The sequence below is a fragment of the Bacillus sp. Brlt_9 genome, from assembly GCF_051948935.1.
GTDB lineage: Bacteria > Bacillota > Bacilli > Bacillales > Bacillaceae_G > Bacillus_A.
In genome coordinates, this window is record NZ_JAYJLO010000001.1 from 956332 (window position 1) to 974606 (window position 18275).

Genomic DNA, 18275 nt, shown 5'->3' on the forward strand with positions numbered 1-18275 from the left:
ATGAAACAAAGTTTACAAACTGCTTTTTCATGTTCTTCATTCCTTCTCTCCTACCCAGAAATCGGGTGGAGAGAAGCTTTAACTGAATTACAAGAAGAAGTTGAAGAAATTGAACAGGACGATGTTAAAGCTTCACTTACAGTATTTATAGAGCAATCATTAAATAAAACGAACGATCAACTCATTGATGATTACGTATATACATTTGATTTTGGCAAAAAGACGAATATGTATTTAACGTATATGAACACCGGTGAACAAAGAGAAAGAGGTATTGAATTACTAGAGTTAAAGCAGCATTATAAAAAATCTGGTTTTAAAGTAACAAATAAAGAACTCCCTGATTATTTACCACTATTACTAGAGTTTTTTGCAAATGCAAATGAGCAAGACAGTGAACCGATTATGAGTAAATACAAAGAGAACATACAAGCATTACACGTTCAGTTAAAAGAAGCAGGTAGTATGTATGAACCAATTCTTGCGGCTATTCTACTCGCTATCGATACATGGGGTGTACAGACAAATTAGAAAGGAGAGTTGTCAAAATGATGGATCAATTTCTATGGGTGTTGTTCCCCTATATCATTTTTGCAATCTTTATCGGTGGACATATTTTCAGATACAACTATGATCAATTTGGTTGGACATCAAAATCTAGTGAACTATTAGAAAAGAAAATGCTCCGAATCGGAAGTATATTATTCCACTTTGGGATTATGTTCGTAATTGGCGGGCATGTTATGGGGATTTTAATTCCAGAAGCTGTATACCGTTCCATAGGTATTTCTGAGCATATGTATCATGTAGTAGCAATTAGTTTTGGTCTTCCGGCAGGTATTGCTTCTATCATCGGTTTAATTATATTAACGTACCGCCGCGTAACAGTAAAACGTATCATTGCAACGAGTACGAAGGGGGATTATATTGCGCTTATTTTATTACTTATCGTAATGCTAGCAGGGCTTTCTTCAACATTTTTAAACATCGACTCAAAAGGGTTTGATTATCGTACAACGATCGGTCCCTGGTTCCGAAGTCTCTTTATTTTCCAACCGAAAGTTGAGTATATGACGGAAGTACCAGTATGGTTTAAAATTCATATAATTGCAGGTATGGGTCTATTCGCAGTATGGCCATTTACTAGACTAGTACATGTATTTAGCGCTCCGATTAAATACGTAAGCCGTAGTTATGTAATTTACAGAAGACGTATTCCAAATGAATTGAAAAAATAATGTTGTTTTATATATTTAGTAACTTATAAGGAAAGCCGAGATCTAATTGGAGACCTCGGCTTTCTTTATAAGTATAAGTAATTAAATAAGATGTTAATCAATGCTACAAACAGAAGCAGAGCAATCTTCGCAAGCAATTTCACATTTTAAAAATTGTAAATCGTGAATGGTAATCTTTCCTTTATGAATAGAAATAGTACCTTGCTTTTTTAATTCATTTAACATCCGATTTACGCTTTCACGTGAAGTTGCACAGAAATTAGCAAGTTCTTGATTCGTTAAAGGTAAATCGATAAGAATCCCGTTTTCTTTTAACACACCATAACTATTTGTCATTCGAATGAGAGTAGAATACAGAGCGCCTTTTTTGCCGTGCAATACTAAATCTCGGAACTTAGTTTGCATTCTTCTTAAATGTTCACTAATCCATTTCATAAATTCAAATACAAGTGCGGGCTTTTGGAGTAATTCTCTTTCTAGGGCTTCGCGCTTTATAACGCCTACTTCAACATCTTCAAGGCATTTTGAATTTAATAAATACTTCGCATTATCCGTGAACAATGTTAATTCTCCAATAATGTCATATGCCGAACAAATACGGAGTGTCAATTCTTGCCCATCAGCACTAAGTTTACTAATTTGTACTTTTCCTGAGTGGATGATATAGAGTTCTGTCGCTTCCATACCTTCTTGAAAAATAAAACTACCTTTTTTTATCTGCATTTTATATTCAACAGATGCAAGTAATTCCTTTAAATCTTGAGATAATGTCATACTGTTTGCCACAGCGATCACCTTTCTTCTCGAAAACAATATATTTCTTATTTTGAATGTAATTATGATGAAAATGCAAGAGATATTTTTGAAAAAAAGTGAAATTTCAATGACCGTAAGGAATAGGGGCTGGAGATGTGAACAAAATGCGAACAGGTTTGTGAAGAATTTTTGAATGGGGAAAGTGATGTGAGAAAAGTCACATTGAATTTGTAACTTATTTTTTATAATAAAGGAAAATAAAAAACTGAAAGCTTACTAAGGATTGCAGCAGAAAAGAAGGGATATAGATGCACGAGAAAATGAAAGATTCATTAGAACGACCACTTCAAGATTTACGTATTTCAGTTATTGATCGTTGTAATTTCAGGTGCACGTATTGTATGCCTGCTGAAGTATTCGGACCTGATTACGCTTTTTTGCAGGAAGAGTTTTTATTAACGTTCGATGAAATAGAAAGATTAGCAAGATTGTTTATAAGTATGGGAGTCAATAAAATTAGGCTTACTGGCGGTGAACCGTTATTGCGTAAAGACTTACCACAGTTAATTGCAAGGCTTACAAAGCTAGAAGGTTTAAAAGATATTGGGCTCACAACAAACGGAATTCATTTAGCAAAACAAGCTAAGGCGTTAAAAGAAGCGGGTTTAAAACGTGTAAATATTAGTTTAGATGCAATAGAAGATCAAGTTTTCCAAAAAATTAATGGAAGAAACGTAAGTACAAAACCTGTACTAAAAGGAATTGAAGCAGCAAAGGCTGCTGGATTAGAAGTAAAGGTAAATATGGTCGTAAAAAAAGGAATGAATGATAGCCAAATCCTACATATGGCTCGTTATTTTAAAGAACAAGAAATTCAGCTCCGTTTTATTGAGTTTATGGATGTAGGCAGTACGAACGGATGGGATTTTGAACAAGTTATTACGAAGGAACAATTAATAGAGAAGATTAATCGCGTATATCCGATTGAACCTGTTCCACTTCGTTACTTTGGAGAAGTTGCGAAATTGTATCGATATGTAGGAAGCGATGCAGAAGTTGGGTTTATTACTTCAGTATCTGAGTCATTTTGTTCTTCTTGTACGAGAGCTCGTATCTCGGCAGACGGCAAGTTTTTCACGTGTCTATTTGGAACGAAAGGAAAGGATTTGCGAACGCTTCTTCGAGAAAATATTTCCGATGCATCACTATTAAAAATTTTAAACGATACATGGCGATATAGAACAGATCGATATTCAGATGAAAGAACGGCGGAAAGTACAAATAAACGTCCAAAAGTTGAAATGTCTTACATTGGTGGATAGCGAAAGGGGGATTCCCTATGCAAGAGCGATATTCAAGGCAAGTATTGTTTTCTGGAATTGGTGAAATGGGACAAAGAAAAATAAGAGAAAAGCATGTGCTCCTAATTGGTGCGGGTGCACTAGGAGCTGCAAATGCGGAAGCGCTCATTAGGATGGGAATTGGGAAATTGACAATTGCCGATCGTGACTACGTTGAATGGAGTAATTTACAGCGACAACAGTTATATACAGAAGAAGATGCGAAGCAGTGCAAACCGAAAGCCATTGCAGCTGCAGAACATTTAAGAAAGATTAATTCTGAAGTGGAAATTGAACCAGTTGTAACGGATATCACAATGCAAGAAATAGAAGAGTTAACAAAAGAAGTGGATCTCATCATAGATGCGACTGACAATTTCGATACGCGCCTACTTATAAATGACATTTCTCAAAAAGAAAATATACCTTGGATATACGGTGGATGCATTGGAAGTTACGGTGTAACGTATACAATTCTTCCTGGGAAAACACCATGTTTTCGCTGTCTCATGGATCATCCTATGGGCGGTGCAACATGCGATACAGCCGGAATCATTCAGCCAGCTGTACAGATGGTTGTTGCTCACCAAGTTACAGAGGCGATGAAAATATTAGTGGGTGATTATGAGTCGCTAAGAGAGACGATGTTTTCATTTGACATATGGAACAATCAATATCTCTCATTAAAAGTAAACAGACAAAAGAAAAGTACATGTCCATCTTGTGGGAAATCACGAACGTATCCAAGTTTAACATTTGAAACGCAGATGAAAACGGAAGTGTTATGCGGACGGAATACAGTTCAAATCCGTTCAGGAATAAAGAGAGATCTTAATTTAACCGAAATTCAAAAACGATTACAAAAAAGTGTACGTGTCAAAAAAACGCCGTACTTACTATCATTTCTAATTGATGAATATCGATTCGTTTTATTTACAGACGGTAGGGCGTTTATTCATGGGACAAATGATATAAAAATAGCAAAACGATTATATGCAAAATATATAGGATGAACAGAAAGAGAGTTGTTCCTTATTAAAACGAGGTGAAAAAAGAATGTTAGAAAAACGTATACCAATTTCAGTAGCAGAAGCAGTTGCGCGTGTAATGGAATATGCCTACCAAGGTGAAATAGAAAAGGTTTCTCTTATAGAAAGTTACGGTAGAACGCTTGGAGAAGATGTTATTGCAGATCATGATGTCCCGCATTTTGAGCGCTCTCCGTACGACGGGTTTGCAATTCGAGCGGAAGATACAAAAGAAGCGAGTAGTAGTAACCCCATTCAGTTTGAAGTAATTGGCGAAATTGGAGCAGGCTTTGTTTTTACAGAAGAAGTGAAACCATTTCAAGCTGTCCGTATTATGACAGGTGCGGCAATTCCAGTTGGGTGTAATGCTGTTGTTATGTTAGAGCTAACGGAAGGGTTTGAAGAAAACGAAAAGACGTATATGAAATTAAAACGCTCTTTTGCACCTGGCGATAACATTTCTTTTAAAGGAGAAGATGTAAAACAAAATAGCATTCTTGTGAAAAAAGGTAATGTTATTAACCCTGGAGTAGCGGCACTGCTTGCTACGTTTGGTTATAGTTCCGTGCATGTTGTAAGACAGCCAGTTATTGGAATTGTAACGACAGGGAGTGAACTGCTTGAAGTACATGAACAATTAAAGCCAGGGAAGATTCGAAATAGTAACTCCTATATGATAGCTGCGCAAATTGAACGAGCGGGCGGAGTTGTACGGTATTATGGACAATTCGCTGACGATTTTGAGACGTGTTATAACACTGTGAAAAAAGCGATAAAAGAAGTCGATATTTTAATTACAACTGGTGGCGTTTCGGTAGGAGACTATGACTATTTACCTGCTATTTATGAGAGATTACAAGCTAATGTACTTTTTAACAAAATTGCAATGCGACCAGGAAGTGTGACAACTGTAGCTCAGTTAGAAGGAAAACTATTATTTGGTCTATCTGGTAATCCTTCAGCTTGTTATGTCGGATGTGAATTATATGTTCGACCAGTCATTGGAACATACTTGCATAGAAAAGATCCGCACGTATATCGTGCAGAGGCAGTTTTGCAAAAAGACTTTCCGAAAGCAAATCCGTTTACTCGTTTTGTAAGAGGGAGAGTAGAGATTGTAGATGGTCAATTACAAGTTACACCAGTTGGTTTAGATAAATCTAGCGCAATTTCTTCACTTGCAGAAGCGAATGCATTTATCGTTTTGCCAGGTGGAACGAGAGGATTTAAAGCTGGAATTACTGTTTCGGTACTGTTATTAGAATCAACCAACGGAAGTGAATGGCCATGGAAAGAATCGCTTCGATCATACAAATAATAGAAAAATAGGTTGCTAACTTATATAAAGATAAGAGGTGCAAAATGACAAATACGTATTATGAAGTAATTGATACACCTATTTCAATTGAAGAAGTTACAAACAAAGTAATTCGGCGTGAGTGCGGTGCGGTTACTACTTTTATTGGCACTATTAGAGAAGTTACGAAAGGCCGCCGTACGCTTTATTTAGAGTATGTAGCTTATAAAACAATGGCGGAGAAACAGCTTGAGAGAATTGGTACTGAAGTAGGAGATAAATGGCCTGGGACATATGTGGCAATTACACATCGCATTGGTACATTACAAATTTCTGATTTGGCTGTTGTCGTTGCTGTTTCTACACCACATCGGAAAGCGGCTTATGAAGCAAATGAATATATTATGGAGCGTATAAAACAAATTGTTCCGATTTGGAAGAAAGAGTTTTGGGAAGATGGTGAGTCGTGGATAGGCGATCAGTTAGAGAAAACAACATATGGTAATGGCGAGCCTGGAAAGGAGATGAGAATATGATTGAAGTACTATTATTTGCACATTTGCAAGAAGAAGTTAGTAAGCCAACATTACACATAGATTATGAAAATATTACGGTTGCGAAGCTAAAGGAAGTGCTCATTAAGAAATACAACATAGCGATTTCAAGTGAGATTATGGTCGCTATAAATGAAGAGTATGCAAATGAGGATGACATCATTCAAACTGGCGATGTCATAGCGATGATTCCGCCAGTAAGTGGTGGTTGATTCTTTTCAGCCTAATCATGTTAGGACGTGATTAGGCTGGAGGGAATGAATATAACTATGCATACATAGGAGGGAACAAGATGAAAAGTCCTAATTTTCAATTAAGTTTACAAACGTCTAATCTAGTTATCGGTTTTATGGTATGGGTCATTTTATCATCGTTAATGCCTTATATTAAAGCGGATATTCCATTAACTGCGGGACAAATTTCTATGGTAACAGCAGTACCGGTTATTTTAGGTTCTGTTCTTCGCATTCCGATTGGTTATTGGACAAATCGTTTCGGAGCAAGAAAATTATTCTTTATTAGTTTTATTCTATTATTATTTCCTGTCTTTTATATTAGTGTTGCCAATTCAATGATGGATTTAATTATTGGTGGATTATTTGTAGGAATCGGTGGAGCCGTATTCTCCGTAGGTGTAACTTCTTTACCGAAATATTTTCCGAAAGAGAGTCACGGTTTTGTAAATGGTATTTATGGTGTCGGTAACGCCGGAACAGCCATTACTTCGTTTTTAGCACCTGTCATTGCAACTTCAGTTGGCTGGAGAACGACAGTACAGTGTTATTTAGTTTTACTTGCTGCGTTTGCACTTATGAACTTTTTATTAGGCGATCGTAAGGAGAAAAAGGTGAATACACCATTAATGGAACAAATAAAAGGTGTATATAAAAATGAAAAACTTTGGTTTCTATGTATCTTTTACTTTTTAACATTCGGTTCGTTTGTCGCATTTACAGTATACTTACCAAACTTTTTAGTATCTCACTTCGGATTAGAGAAAGTGGATGCAGGTATGCGGACAGCTGGATTCATTGTACTCGCAACAATGATGCGTCCGATTGGTGGTTGGCTGGGTGATAAGTTTAATCCATTTAAAATATTAATCTTCGTATTTATCGGTTTAACACTTTCAGGTATTATTTTATCATTTATGCCTAGTATGAACGTGTATACATTTGGTTGCTTACTAGTCGCATTTTGCGCAGGTATTGGTAATGGTACAATCTTCAAACTCGTTCCAATGTACTTCTCAGAACAAGCAGGTATTGTAAATGGACTTGTTTCAGCTTTAGGCGGACTAGGAGGATTCTTCCCGCCATTAATTTTAACATTACTATTCCAACTAACAGGTCATTATGCAATTGGATTTATGGCATTATCAGAAGTCGCACTTGCTTGTTTAATCATTACTGTGTGGATGTATAGCCAAGAGAAACTGTTAGTGATGTTAAAGAATCATTAATAAGGAAAAAGAACCATCCCAAAGTATTTTGGGATGGTTCTTTTAGTAATAGGCTTCAACACATTTTTTTATGACCAAATTCTTTAGTAAGGCTAATGGATATTGTGAAATAGTACATTTAAACGAAAGAATACAGTTTAGGTCGATAAGATAAAATTATGAATTTGTATAAATAATCTATAATTTTCTTTAAGAGTCATATTTGCTATGTTAAAGAAAAGGGAGGGATATGAGAATATTAGATGCACATTTTCGTATTATCGATTTTAATTTTCTAATTATTGATAACTAAGGAGTGTTTCCGCCTAACTTTGTTGTAGAAGATTATCAAATTGATGCAATAGAATTGTCCAAAGTTGCATCCATTTTAGTAAAGGGTTTAATGAAACTATAATATATTTGGAATGAGGTTTTACATGTTTGTTTTTATTATATTAGACGTAATATTACCAATATTAATATTGATGCTAATTGGTGCAATCTTACAAAGAAAGTTCCAATTTAACTTAAAGCAGCTATCTACACTTATTACTTATTGCTTAATGCCAGCGGCTGTATTTGTGAATATATATGGTATTCGTATAGAAACAGGTTTGTTGCTCCAGATAATATACTATTTAATGCTTTATAGTCTGAGTCTGATCATAGTAAGTCATTTCATTTCAAAAATATTAAAGTTAGAAAAAGGAGAAAGTGCAGCTCTAAAAAATAGCATTTCGTTAATGAATTCCGGTAATTATGGGTTACCAGTAAGTCAATTGATTTTCAGTAACAATCCAGTGGGGGTTTCCATTCAAATTTTTATTGTTATTTTCCAGAATCTTTTAACTTATTCATATGGGATATATAACTTACTATCAGCAACAAAAACAATCGGAGGTATTATTCAATCATTTCTAAGACTGCCTGTATTTCATGCACTCGTATTAGGGGTTTTCTTTCAATCTTTTACAATTCAAATACCTAATTCTATCTTTATTCCTCTTAATCAGCTTGCGAATGGTTTTGTTGCAATAGCACTCATATTGCTAGGGGCACAATTATCCAACATTAAGCTTAATTTTTTCCATCGAGTCATAACATGGGCTTTAATTGGAAGGTTACTGATGGGACCATTATTAGCACTTGCTATGATATATCTACTAAACATGGATGGTATTGTTGCACAATCATTATTTATTGCAAGTTCTTTTCCTACTTCAAGAAATACATCAACCATTGCTATGGAGTATCAAATAGAACCTGAATTACATGCACAAATCGTTTTATTTTCAACACTTTTCAGCATTATTACAGTAACTGTCGTTATTTATTTGTCATATATTTTGTTTTGAATGTACGTGCAAAAACGAATAGATTTGAGGCGGTAAATGATGGACGGAAATCCCATCGATATGAGAAGAAAACAGTCTTAAATATATTGAGTGTCGTTTACAATTGTACTATGTCTGATAATCAAGTGGCTTAATTCAAAAAAAGGAAACTCGTTACGGGTTATTTCGTATGTAAATCTTTAAAGCATCTACATATAGATTTGCGAAAAAAGACACAATCTCGCTTATAATTGACGTTACATGAGCTTAGGTTGATAGTGATGGGGGAGCGTCAAGTAAGAATTTTATCTTTATTGATTCCATGTAGTTTTTCCGTATTATTGTAAATAAGGGGGATGATTCCAAGTTGAGTAAACAAAATATCAGCACAACAGTTTCAGGAGATGTAATTGTTACCCATCTAGTTGGTAATATAAAAACAGATGATGTGTATGAATGGTTTAATGGTTTCGAGCAGGTTTGTCAGCAATTCATTTCCGAAGGGCGGAAATATAAATTGTTGGTGGATAGAAAAGGATACACGCCAAATCATTTTTCTGTTCAAAAAGTATGGAAAGAGAAGTTTTTCAATGAAACCATTTTGAATCACAGTAAGGCAATCGCATTTCTCCTTGAAGAGGGGGAGATAATGGATTATTTACAACAATCTAATACGAAAGAATCTGTGAGATTTTTTGATGAGTATGAATATGCGCTAATTTGGTTGAATGAATATCCAATATAAAACCTGTATTGAAGCAGTTGCTCTCAAGCAACTGTTTTTTATGTCCGTAATTGTTGCCGTTATTTTTCTTCACAGATTCTTGTCCAATTGCTTGTCTGAGCCTAAAAAACGAAACTAAAGCAAAAAGAACAAACGCCTCTAAAAACGTTTGTTCAAAGTTAATTACTATTTTAGCTGAGTGATAGATTACAATTTGCGAGTATGAGAAAGTTTTTTTATAAGTTTAGGAAGTATAGATGTTAATTCTTGCTTCATGCGCTTCGTAAACGATGGGTCCTTACCTGAAGTTGAAATAGTGACAACATATTCATCATTTCGAATGACACCAGGTGTGTGAAAAGATGATGCTGTACTACCACTTACAACGTTAACCCACTGGAAATCATGAGCGGCCTGTTTGACCATCATATTTACAGCATGTTGATTTGTAGCTGCATAAATAAGATGAGCATCTTTAATATCATCATTACTAAAAGTTTTTTGCTTCCAAGTAATATAAGAAAGTTCCTTCATTTCCTCGCAAATTTCTGGGCTGACAACAGTGACGAAAGCACCTGTATTTTTTAATCCAGACGCTTTTCGATATGCAATTTTACCTCCACCAATGATAACGACCACTTTATTTTGTAGATTAAACATAAGAGGGTACATGTTATACATATATGCATTCCTCCATTCGTTCTAATAATGTTAACTTCATGTATGTATCAAACTGAAGACAGCTACAAGTCGTAACGTGATCATATTTTTTTGTATGCAATTTAATTTTTTGAAGTAATAATCCGGTAAAGAGAAGGTACGGCATGACATATACATGGGACGCAGTCGATGTTATAGCCTTGAGCTCAGCAGCAAAAGAGGGAGTTCCTTTCGTTAAAAAGGAACAGGATACTGGCATACCAAGTTTTCGTTCGACAGCTGCTCTGATTTGTTGTAATTCATGTATCGGTTGTGGATCACTACTGCCTCGTCCTACGAGTAAAATACTACTATTTTGCATTGACATAGCTTCACGTATTCTTTTCACTACAAGTTCCACCATATGTGGATGTGTACTAAAAGGAGGTACAACTGAAAATGTTATTTGTGGATATTTCTTTTGTAGTTGCTCTATTTCAAAAGGAATATCACGTTTATAGTGAGCTGCTGCAAATAATAAAACAGGTACAATCATTATTTCAGTTACTCCCTCTATTATCGTTTCTGTAACTGCATCCGAAATAGTAGGTGTCGTTAGTTCTAGAAAAGCTATTTTTTGAATTCTTTCGTTTCGCTCTTTCATAACAGATTGAATAAATTGAATGAATTGTGCATTACCTTCTTGTAGCCGGCTCCCATGTCCAACATATACAATTCCTTTCATTGTCTCACCATGTCTTTCTTCATAAGAGTTTCTTGTAATTGATGATCTACGTTATGAAACCCAACTTTATTTGCATAGTGTAAAGTTGGAACGTCGGTATACGAGAATGGGAGAGTAAGAATATTGATAAAGCCAAGGCGTTTTATTTCTGCTAGAAACGTATCAATAGAAGCACGACCTTCAAATACAATGCTATCCCATGAGAATTCAGAAAGAATACGTGAATGAATTTCATCGAAGCGATGATCAATTTTGTACTCATGAGTCATCATATAGGAACCAGCACCAATTTTTTCTTGAATAACAGCAATTCGGTTAATGTTTCGTCCTAAATAAATCGTTGAATTCGAAAAAAATTGCGCAGGTTTACTGAACAATCCATATTGCATGAGCTTTTTTTGAATAGAAAGGTTCATATACTGAAGTTCTGCCTGTAAGGAACGAATATCTTTATGATATTTACTGCATGATTGCATTAAGATGTCTACACTGTCAGCGGAACAAAATACAAGACGATCAACGTTAAAAATCTTATTGATTTGTTCAGAGGTTAATGTGTATTCTTTCTTTTTGAAAGTTGGAATTTGATATATTTCTGCACCGGACTCTTGTAACATTTGCTTTATTGCGCTTTTTTTATTTGTTGCAGATGCAAATAAAACTTTCTTGCTGTGCAATGGCTTGCGTTCTTTCCAAGAGATTTGATTACGTAAGGAAACGACATCACCAACAATTGTCATAGAAGGATTAGAAATATTTTCGTTTTTGACAATAGAAACAATGGTAGACAGTGTCCCTGTGACAACGCGCTGTTTACCAGTTGTACCCCATTCAATGACTGCTACTGGCGTATCTTCTTTTTTTCCTGCTTGTAGTAAGTTTTCACAAATTGTAGGTAAGTTTTTTATACCCATGTAGTAGGCAATCGTGTCGCTATTGTAAGATGAATTATATTTTCCATGATCGCTTAAAGGACCTTTTGCATGACCGGTTAATAAAGTGACACTATTACTGTAGTCACGGTGGGTGAGGGGAATACCTGCATAGATACTAGCGGCGATGCTAGATGTAATACCTGGTACAATTTCATATGGAATATTTGCTGATGCTAAAGTTTCTGCTTCTTCACCAACACGGCCAAAAATAGATGGATCTCCGCCTTTTAAGCGGACTACGATTTTTCCTTCTTTCGCAAATTGAAGGAGGTGTGAGTTAATCATTTCTTGACGCATAGTATGATTCTTTGGCATTTTTCCGCAATAAATAAGTTCACATGTTTCTTTTGTATAATTAAGAAAGGAAGGGTTTAATAAGCGGTCATATAAGACGATATCTGCACGATTTAAGCACTCTATCGCTTTTTTTGTAATAAGCCCTTCATCACCTGGTCCTGCACCAACTAAATATACATATCCGTTCATATTCGCACCTCGTCTATTTTTATTTAAAAGGAAGCCAGGGGAGGCTTCCTTTTGTAAATTACATGTATATATAAATATCTCCGTCAATAACTTCTACTTCATACGTTTGAATACAACCGTCATCAGGTTTTTGAACTTCACCTGTTAGTAGTGAAATTTTCCAATCATGTAGTGGACAAAAGACGAATTCTCCAGATACAATACCTTCCGCTAATGGCCCGTTTTTATGAGGACAACGATTTTCTACAGCTCGAATATCGCCATTTGAAAGGCGGAATAGGGCGAAAGACATACCTTTCATTTGCACCTCTTTACCGATTTGAATAGGAAGGTCTTCTGCACGCATAACTTTTATTTTTTCTTTCGTTTGTATCATATAGGTCACAGCTCCTTATTTCACAGTTTCTACTTCATACATCGCTTTTAATGATTTCGTTTCTAGTGCTTGTCCCCATGCTTCTTTATATGTGCCACGAGCTTTTTGGAAACGTTCATTTAACGTAGTAACCATATTTCCATCTTGCAGTATTTCTTTTATGTGATCGAAGCCTAAACGTTCTGTCCAGTAGGCAGTACGCTCTCCGTAAATACCAGTTTCACGATAATATTGCATGTAAGCTGTAGCGATGCGAAGGACATCCTCTTCAGTAGGGACAATCATTACAAAATCAGCTTCACGTACTTCTGTACCACCATTTCCGCCAATATAAAGTTGATATCCATTTTCGACACAAACAACGCCAAAATCTTTCGTCAGTACTTCCGCACAGTTACGCGGACAACCAGTTACACCCATTTTCATTTTATGAGGTGTATCTACCATTTCTAATGATTGTTCAAGCAACATACCAAGTCCTAATGAATCTTTCGTACCGAAACGGCAAAAACGAGAGCCAACACATGATTTTACATTACGAAGAGATTTTGAATACGCATATCCAGAAGTCATATTTAAGTCAGCCCATACGTTAGGTAAATCTTGTTTCTTGACACCGTATAAGCCAATTCGGCTTGCACCGGTAATTTTCACAAGTGGAACATCATACTTCTTCGCAACTTCAGCAATTTTCATTAAATCATCTGCTGTTGTAACGCCTCCGTACATACGTGGAATAACAGAGAATGTACCATCGTGTTGGATGTTACCATTCATTCTTTCATTAACGAAACGGGACGATTTATCATCTTCATATTCTTCTGGAATCGCCATACGTAAATAGTAGTTTAAAGCAGGGCGGCATTTCGAACAGCCGTCTTCCTGTACAAAACCAAGAACATTTCGTACTTCTTTTGGAGATTTTAAACCTTTCTCGTGAATGGCCGCTACGACTTCATCACGTGATAAAGTTGTACATCCGCACATACCAGTAGACTGCATAGAAGCATCAAAAGCATCTCCGAGTGTATGAGATAAAACTTGTTCCACAAGCGGACGACATTTACCACAAGAACCAGCGGCTTTCGTGCATCCTTTTACCTCTTCAAAAGTAGTTAAATCCTGCTCTAAAATAGCGTGAACGATTGTACCTTTCGTAACACCATTACATCCACAAATCGTGTCATCCGCACTCATTGTAGCAACGTCAAGTTCACTTTCTTCACCAGCTTTGTGAAGAAGGGAAGCGGCTGTATATTCTTGTATATCTTCTTCTTTCTTCAACATGCTAAAGAGACGTGTACCATCAGCAGTATCCCCGTATAAAACGATACCAACGACTTTATTGTCACGAATTAATACTTTTTTATAGGAACGTTTACATTCATCAAAGATTGATATTGCTTTCGTTTGATCATCTTCATAAATTTGGCCAGCAGAGAATAAATCACAACCAGCAACTTTTAATTGCGTACCAACGATACTGCCCGTGTATCCATTCGTTTGTAAATTCGTTATATGTTTCGCTAATATTGTGCCTTGTTCATAGAGAGGGGCAACAAGTCCATATGCAATACCATCATGTTCTGCACATTCACCAACTGCATAAATGGATTCATCATTTGTTAGCATATAGTCATTGACTACAATGCCGCGATTGACAAGTAAACCAGTATCTCTTGCTATTTGAGTATTTGGGCGTATTCCGACAGCCATTACGATTAAATCACAATCTACAACTTCACCATCTTCAAATTGAATGCCCTCAACATGTTCTGTACCAAGAATTTTTACAGTTTTCTTTTCCATTAGAAACTTCATGCCTTGTGCTTCTAAATCCTCACGCAGAAGAGAAGCTGCTTTCGTATCTAGTTGTTGCTCCATTAAGCTAGTCATTAAATGAACAACGTGTACGTCCATTCCTAAGTCAATAAGACCTCTTGCGGCTTCTAAACCAAGTAACCCACCACCAATGACAACGGCCTTTTTCTTTTCCTTAGCGGTATCAATCATAAACTGTGTATCTTCAATAGTTCGAAATCCTGTTACACCAGAAAGAGTGGAACCTTCAACAGGTAAAATAAAAGCGCTAGAACCTGTTGCGACAATGAGTTTGTCATATGTAACAGTACGATTCTTTTCTGTGATAATGATTTTTTCTTCACGGTTAATACTCTGAACTCTTTCATCTGTATACAAGGTTATTTCGTTTTCCTCATACCAACTGTATTCATTCATAATGATATCTTGCATATTTGTTTTGCCTTGTAAAACATGAGAGAGCATAATGCGATTGTAGTTTGGATGCGGTTCATCTCCAAAAATAGTAATCTCATATAAATCACTATCATGTTTTAATATTTCTTCTATACAACGTATGCCAGCCATACCATTTCCGATCATAACTAAACGTTTTTTCATTTTCGTTTCCCCTTTTTTTGTGAAATATTGAACAAAGGATTATATTTTTATTATAGAAAATCAAATAAGGGGGAGATGTGATATTTATCACATTTTTATAATGATTCACAAATTGTTAAAATTCGGTTTTATGTGAAGGGGATGTGGATATTTTTCGCAAAATGAAAAAGCAGGACATAAGTATTTACACTCATGTCCTGCAATTGATCTATGCTTTTGTAATTGCACGTGGAAATAAAATATTATTTTCTAAATGAATGTGCTCAAATAAATCAGACTCTAGCGCTTCAAGACGTTGGTAGACAAGTCGATAAGTGCCGCAAGCGCCTTCTGGAGGAGTAAAGTCATTTGTCACTTTACGAAGTTCTTTTATAATATTTCCGGCATGATTGTGCTCATTTTCTAGTTCATTTACTACATTACGTAACTTTGCATAGTTTTCATCGGTTGGATTTTGTTCAAATTCTAAAATTAATGGGAAATCTTCTGTTTCTTCTTTAATTAAATGCTGTTCTAATTCCATTTTAAGTTCATGAAATAGCTTATGAATTTGAGCTAAATGAGGCTGACTTGCTCCATGAACACGTAACACTTTCGTCACATAAGGACTTAATTGTGGCAACTCTTCATTTAAATAACGATGATGCTTATTTATAACATAATCAATCAATTCGCGATAAGAAGCACTTTTCCAATCAATTTCAGATTCATTTAATTGTTTCGTATTATGATAAAGCGTATTTAACTCTGTAATTACTTCATCCGCCGATAAATTTCTTTCATGAATTGCATCAATAAGTGGCTTATTACCACCACAACAAAAATCTATTCTATATGATTTAAAGAGATCACTAGCTTTCGGAAATTGTGTAACAATCTCACCAACAATTGAAGTTTCAGTAAATGTATGTTCCATATGAATGCCTCCATAAAGTTTAAATGTAATATCTAAATTAAGAATAGCGATAAATGAAAAACAATGTGGTGATTGAAATCACTTTTTATGTGTCATTTTTAAGGATAATAGGAGTGACATTTACCGGAGGACATTATAGAACCGATAGCGAAGAATTTTTGAGTTAGGAAATTATTGAAAGGACATTATTATGATATAGATGGTTTACAAATTAATATTTTATAAATCTAAGTTCATTTTTAGATAGGAATTATATATTTTATAGGAGGTTTTTATGGAATATGTTTATCATATGGTACCAGAAGAACTAAAAGGAGAATATTTAATCCCATTAAATGAATTGAAAAGGGTATATCCAAATTTATACGGTGAGTATATACAAAAATATAAAGATCATACTCAAAGGGAACACTTATTAACACGTAAAATACCAAAATTAGATTGTTTATGGAATGATGTCGTGCATTTTTTACCACTGCACCCTTATGAGATTTATAAAGTATTGTTAGAAATAGGAGTAAACATTCATACAAATAAACTATTTTATAAAATTCCTATTAGCGCACTGAATGGTCAGTGTATGGCAATATACAAGTACTCAAAGCATAATTGGGGTGGACCAAATAGCGAATTAAAAGAATGTGAAATAGAACTCATCAACTTTAATGAATATAGAGAATTAAAGCAATTAAATATCTGCACGAAAGAATATTACAGAGAGGAATATGAAAAGGGTAGAAGATTCGGGATGTTTCACCTAATTCCACATGTTCTTGTCAAAGGAAAAGTGGAGGTGAAAAATATTGAAATCATTAATTGGAGTATTTATCCTGTAAATGATTAATATTACAAGCATTTAAAAAAATAAGATGCTAATTTGAATTGATATATGGCTTACAAGAATGGAAGAGTAATAAGATTCTATACGTAACAGTAAAAAAGAAGCTTACTAGAAGCTTCTTTTTTATTATTATTTTTCACATGCGACTCCATCGCCATCACGATCAAGGTGAGAGCTATAGCCTGGTTGATCTCTATATAATGGAGCTTTTCCAGCAGCTCTAACTGCAGCACAATTTTTGTAATATGCATTACTAGTATTTCCTGCAGCTGGCTGTGTTTGAGCTTGCTGTGCTTTTTTCTGTTCCTCTTGTTGTTTACGAGCTTGTTCATCAGCCTGGCGTTTTTGCTCTTCTTGTTGTTTGCGAGCTTGTTCATCAGCTAGACGCTTTTGTTCCTCTTGTTGTTTACGAGCTTGTTCATCAGCTAGACGTTTTTGCTCCTCTTGTTGTTTACGAGCTTGTTCATCAGCTAGACGTTTTTGTTCCTCTTGTTGTTTACGAGCCTGTTCATCAGCCTGGCGTTTTTCATCCTCTTGCTTACGAGCTTCTTCCTCGGCTTGACGCTTCTCATCTTCTTGCTTTTGAGCTTTTTCGTCCGCCTCTTTCTTTTCTAGCTCTTTTTTCTTCTCGTTATCTTTTTGTTCTGCATTGTTAGATGCAACTTTTTTACTAGTGGCTGCCGTCTTTTCAGAAGAAGGAGTTGAAATACTTAATAATGCAACAAAAATGACAAATAAAATAGCAGTGATTATAAATTGTTTTTTTGCTACACCTGTCTTTTTAATTACAGATAAGATTGCTAGTACAAGGAAAAAAATAAATAAAACAAAACTTAAAATAGAAAAGAATTCAACAATTGGATTATTAGAAGTTTCAGCACTAGTTATTATTAATACAATCGAAATCATAAAAAGAATAACGGCAGGACGACCATATTGTTTTGCTTTTCCATTTTTCTTAAAGAATGAAATGATACATAGTATTAAAAGAATAAAAGCAATAAAAAATAAAGCTGCACCAATATTACTCAAAATTGCCATTTTTATACCTCCATTTGTAAGATTTTCACTATTGATTATATAGGAAGTTATTGGATATTACACGCTTTATATAAATTTAGAAAATTGATATTTTTAATAGATAAACAAATATTTATTTTATATATAAGGAAAAATAGATATATTTCCTATTACGTTTTCAAAT

The 18275-nt window shown here is 35.0% G+C and carries 19 protein-coding genes; 11 read left to right on the forward strand and 8 right to left on the reverse strand.

From position 1 onward, the window contains the following. Positions 1-531, forward strand: coding sequence for a nitrate reductase molybdenum cofactor assembly chaperone (gene narJ, locus VF726_RS04950; RefSeq protein ID WP_440166315.1), 531 nt, complete (start codon positions 1-3; stop codon positions 529-531). A gap of 17 nt (positions 532-548) precedes the next feature. Further along, positions 549-1238, forward strand: a complete 690-nt coding sequence (narI, locus tag VF726_RS04955; RefSeq protein WP_440166317.1) for a respiratory nitrate reductase subunit gamma — start codon at positions 549-551, stop codon at positions 1236-1238. A gap of 93 nt (positions 1239-1331) precedes the next feature. On the opposite strand, the gene VF726_RS04960 is transcribed toward narI, so the two are convergent. After that, entirely contained in the window at positions 1332-2024 is a 693-nt protein-coding gene (locus VF726_RS04960; protein ID WP_046197562.1) for a Crp/Fnr family transcriptional regulator, read from the reverse strand. A 278-nt stretch (positions 2025-2302) separates the two neighbouring features. Here VF726_RS04960 and moaA point away from each other — a divergent pair, with 278 nt between their 5' ends. The 8 genes from moaA (at position 2303) to VF726_RS05000 (ending at position 9733) form a co-directional block, all read left to right on the forward strand. Continuing rightward, complete coding sequence (gene moaA, locus VF726_RS04965; RefSeq protein ID WP_440166318.1) at positions 2303-3316, forward strand: GTP 3',8-cyclase MoaA; 1014 nt, start codon at positions 2303-2305, stop codon at positions 3314-3316. Between the two features lie 17 nt (positions 3317-3333). Then, a complete protein-coding gene (locus VF726_RS04970; protein ID WP_440166320.1) occupies positions 3334-4347 on the forward strand; it encodes a molybdopterin-synthase adenylyltransferase MoeB in 1014 nt (337 codons plus the stop codon). Positions 4348-4390: 43 nt separating this feature from the next. Further along, complete coding sequence (locus VF726_RS04975) at positions 4391-5680, forward strand: molybdopterin molybdotransferase MoeA (protein WP_440166322.1); 1290 nt, start codon at positions 4391-4393, stop codon at positions 5678-5680. A gap of 44 nt (positions 5681-5724) precedes the next feature. Next, positions 5725-6195 (forward strand): molybdenum cofactor biosynthesis protein MoaE, encoded by a 471-nt coding sequence (locus VF726_RS04980; protein WP_440166324.1) that lies wholly within the window; start codon positions 5725-5727, stop codon positions 6193-6195. After that, positions 6192-6425 carry a molybdopterin converting factor subunit 1 gene (gene moaD / locus VF726_RS04985; RefSeq protein WP_440166325.1) on the forward strand — a complete coding sequence of 78 codons (234 nt, stop codon included), beginning with the start codon at positions 6192-6194 and terminating at the stop codon, positions 6423-6425. The genes VF726_RS04980 and moaD overlap by 4 nt, the downstream gene beginning before the upstream one ends. 80 nt (positions 6426-6505) lie before the next feature. Beyond that, positions 6506-7675 (forward strand): nitrate transporter NarK, encoded by a 1170-nt coding sequence (gene narK, locus VF726_RS04990; RefSeq protein WP_000841867.1) that lies wholly within the window; start codon positions 6506-6508, stop codon positions 7673-7675. A 416-nt stretch (positions 7676-8091) separates the two neighbouring features. After that, positions 8092-9009 (forward strand): AEC family transporter, encoded by a 918-nt coding sequence (locus VF726_RS04995; protein ID WP_440166714.1) that lies wholly within the window; start codon positions 8092-8094, stop codon positions 9007-9009. A gap of 316 nt (positions 9010-9325) precedes the next feature. Next, positions 9326-9733, forward strand: a complete 408-nt coding sequence (locus tag VF726_RS05000) for an STAS/SEC14 domain-containing protein (RefSeq protein ID WP_225988557.1) — start codon at positions 9326-9328, stop codon at positions 9731-9733. 186 nt (positions 9734-9919) lie between these two features. Here VF726_RS05000 and VF726_RS05005 read toward each other — a convergent pair whose 3' ends face one another. The 6 genes from VF726_RS05005 to ric all read right to left on the reverse strand — a co-directional run bounded on the left by VF726_RS05005 (position 9920) and on the right by ric (position 16230). Then, entirely contained in the window at positions 9920-10393 is a 474-nt protein-coding gene (locus tag VF726_RS05005) for a precorrin-2 dehydrogenase (RefSeq protein ID WP_000282601.1), read from the reverse strand. Then, entirely contained in the window at positions 10386-11096 is a 711-nt protein-coding gene (locus VF726_RS05010) for a sirohydrochlorin chelatase (RefSeq protein ID WP_440166328.1), read from the reverse strand. The genes VF726_RS05005 and VF726_RS05010 overlap by 8 nt, the downstream gene beginning before the upstream one ends. Next, complete coding sequence (locus VF726_RS05015; RefSeq protein ID WP_440166330.1) at positions 11093-12517, reverse strand: uroporphyrin-III C-methyltransferase; 1425 nt, start codon at positions 12515-12517, stop codon at positions 11093-11095. Before VF726_RS05015 ends, VF726_RS05010 begins: the two co-directional genes overlap by 4 nt. Positions 12518-12575: 58 nt before the next feature. After that, positions 12576-12893 carry a nitrite reductase small subunit NirD gene (gene nirD, locus VF726_RS05020; protein WP_000616683.1) on the reverse strand — a complete coding sequence of 106 codons (318 nt, stop codon included), beginning with the start codon at positions 12891-12893 and terminating at the stop codon, positions 12576-12578. 15 nt (positions 12894-12908) lie between these two features. Then, positions 12909-15314, reverse strand: coding sequence for an NADPH-nitrite reductase large subunit (gene nirB / locus VF726_RS05025; protein ID WP_440166332.1), 2406 nt, complete (start codon positions 15312-15314; stop codon positions 12909-12911). A 208-nt stretch (positions 15315-15522) separates the two neighbouring features. Further along, entirely contained in the window at positions 15523-16230 is a 708-nt protein-coding gene (gene ric, locus VF726_RS05030) for an iron-sulfur cluster repair di-iron protein (protein ID WP_440166334.1), read from the reverse strand. Between the two features lie 274 nt (positions 16231-16504). Between ric and VF726_RS05035 the strand changes: the two genes are divergently transcribed. Further along, positions 16505-17074: a group-specific protein gene (locus VF726_RS05035; protein ID WP_440166336.1), complete on the forward strand. Its 570-nt coding sequence runs from the start codon at positions 16505-16507 to the stop codon at positions 17072-17074. A gap of 126 nt (positions 17075-17200) precedes the next feature. Here VF726_RS05035 and VF726_RS05040 read toward each other — a convergent pair whose 3' ends face one another. Continuing rightward, the gene (locus VF726_RS05040) at positions 17201-18112 is read right to left on the reverse strand and encodes an excalibur calcium-binding domain-containing protein (protein ID WP_440166338.1); all 912 of its coding nucleotides are present in this window, start codon (positions 18110-18112) and stop codon (positions 17201-17203) included. Between the last annotated feature and the right edge of the window lie 163 nt (positions 18113-18275).

Excerpts from the sequence above, each read along its gene's own strand:
- narJ (WP_440166315.1), top strand. The coding sequence starts at position 1 with ATGAAACAAAGTTTACAAACTGCTTTTTCATGTTCTTCATTCCTTCTC.
- narI (WP_440166317.1), top strand. The coding sequence starts at position 549 with ATGATGGATCAATTTCTATGGGTGTTGTTCCCCTATATCATTTTTGCA.
- moaA (WP_440166318.1), top strand. The coding sequence starts at position 2,303 with ATGCACGAGAAAATGAAAGATTCATTAGAACGACCACTTCAAGATTTA.
- VF726_RS04970 (WP_440166320.1), top strand. The coding sequence starts at position 3,334 with ATGCAAGAGCGATATTCAAGGCAAGTATTGTTTTCTGGAATTGGTGAA.
- VF726_RS04975 (WP_440166322.1), top strand. The coding sequence starts at position 4,391 with ATGTTAGAAAAACGTATACCAATTTCAGTAGCAGAAGCAGTTGCGCGT.
- VF726_RS04980 (WP_440166324.1), top strand. The coding sequence starts at position 5,725 with ATGACAAATACGTATTATGAAGTAATTGATACACCTATTTCAATTGAA.
- moaD (WP_440166325.1), top strand. The coding sequence starts at position 6,192 with ATGATTGAAGTACTATTATTTGCACATTTGCAAGAAGAAGTTAGTAAG.
- narK (WP_000841867.1), top strand. The coding sequence starts at position 6,506 with ATGAAAAGTCCTAATTTTCAATTAAGTTTACAAACGTCTAATCTAGTT.
- VF726_RS04995 (WP_440166714.1), top strand. The coding sequence starts at position 8,092 with ATGTTTGTTTTTATTATATTAGACGTAATATTACCAATATTAATATTG.
- VF726_RS05005 (WP_000282601.1), bottom strand. The coding sequence starts at position 10,393 with ATGTATAACATGTACCCTCTTATGTTTAATCTACAAAATAAAGTGGTC.
- VF726_RS05010 (WP_440166328.1), bottom strand. The coding sequence starts at position 11,096 with ATGAAAGGAATTGTATATGTTGGACATGGGAGCCGGCTACAAGAAGGT.
- VF726_RS05015 (WP_440166330.1), bottom strand. The coding sequence starts at position 12,517 with ATGAACGGATATGTATATTTAGTTGGTGCAGGACCAGGTGATGAAGGG.
- nirD (WP_000616683.1), bottom strand. The coding sequence starts at position 12,893 with ATGATACAAACGAAAGAAAAAATAAAAGTTATGCGTGCAGAAGACCTT.
- nirB (WP_440166332.1), bottom strand. The coding sequence starts at position 15,314 with ATGAAAAAACGTTTAGTTATGATCGGAAATGGTATGGCTGGCATACGT.
- ric (WP_440166334.1), bottom strand. The coding sequence starts at position 16,230 with ATGGAACATACATTTACTGAAACTTCAATTGTTGGTGAGATTGTTACA.
- VF726_RS05035 (WP_440166336.1), top strand. The coding sequence starts at position 16,505 with ATGGAATATGTTTATCATATGGTACCAGAAGAACTAAAAGGAGAATAT.
- VF726_RS05040 (WP_440166338.1), bottom strand. The coding sequence starts at position 18,112 with ATGGCAATTTTGAGTAATATTGGTGCAGCTTTATTTTTTATTGCTTTT.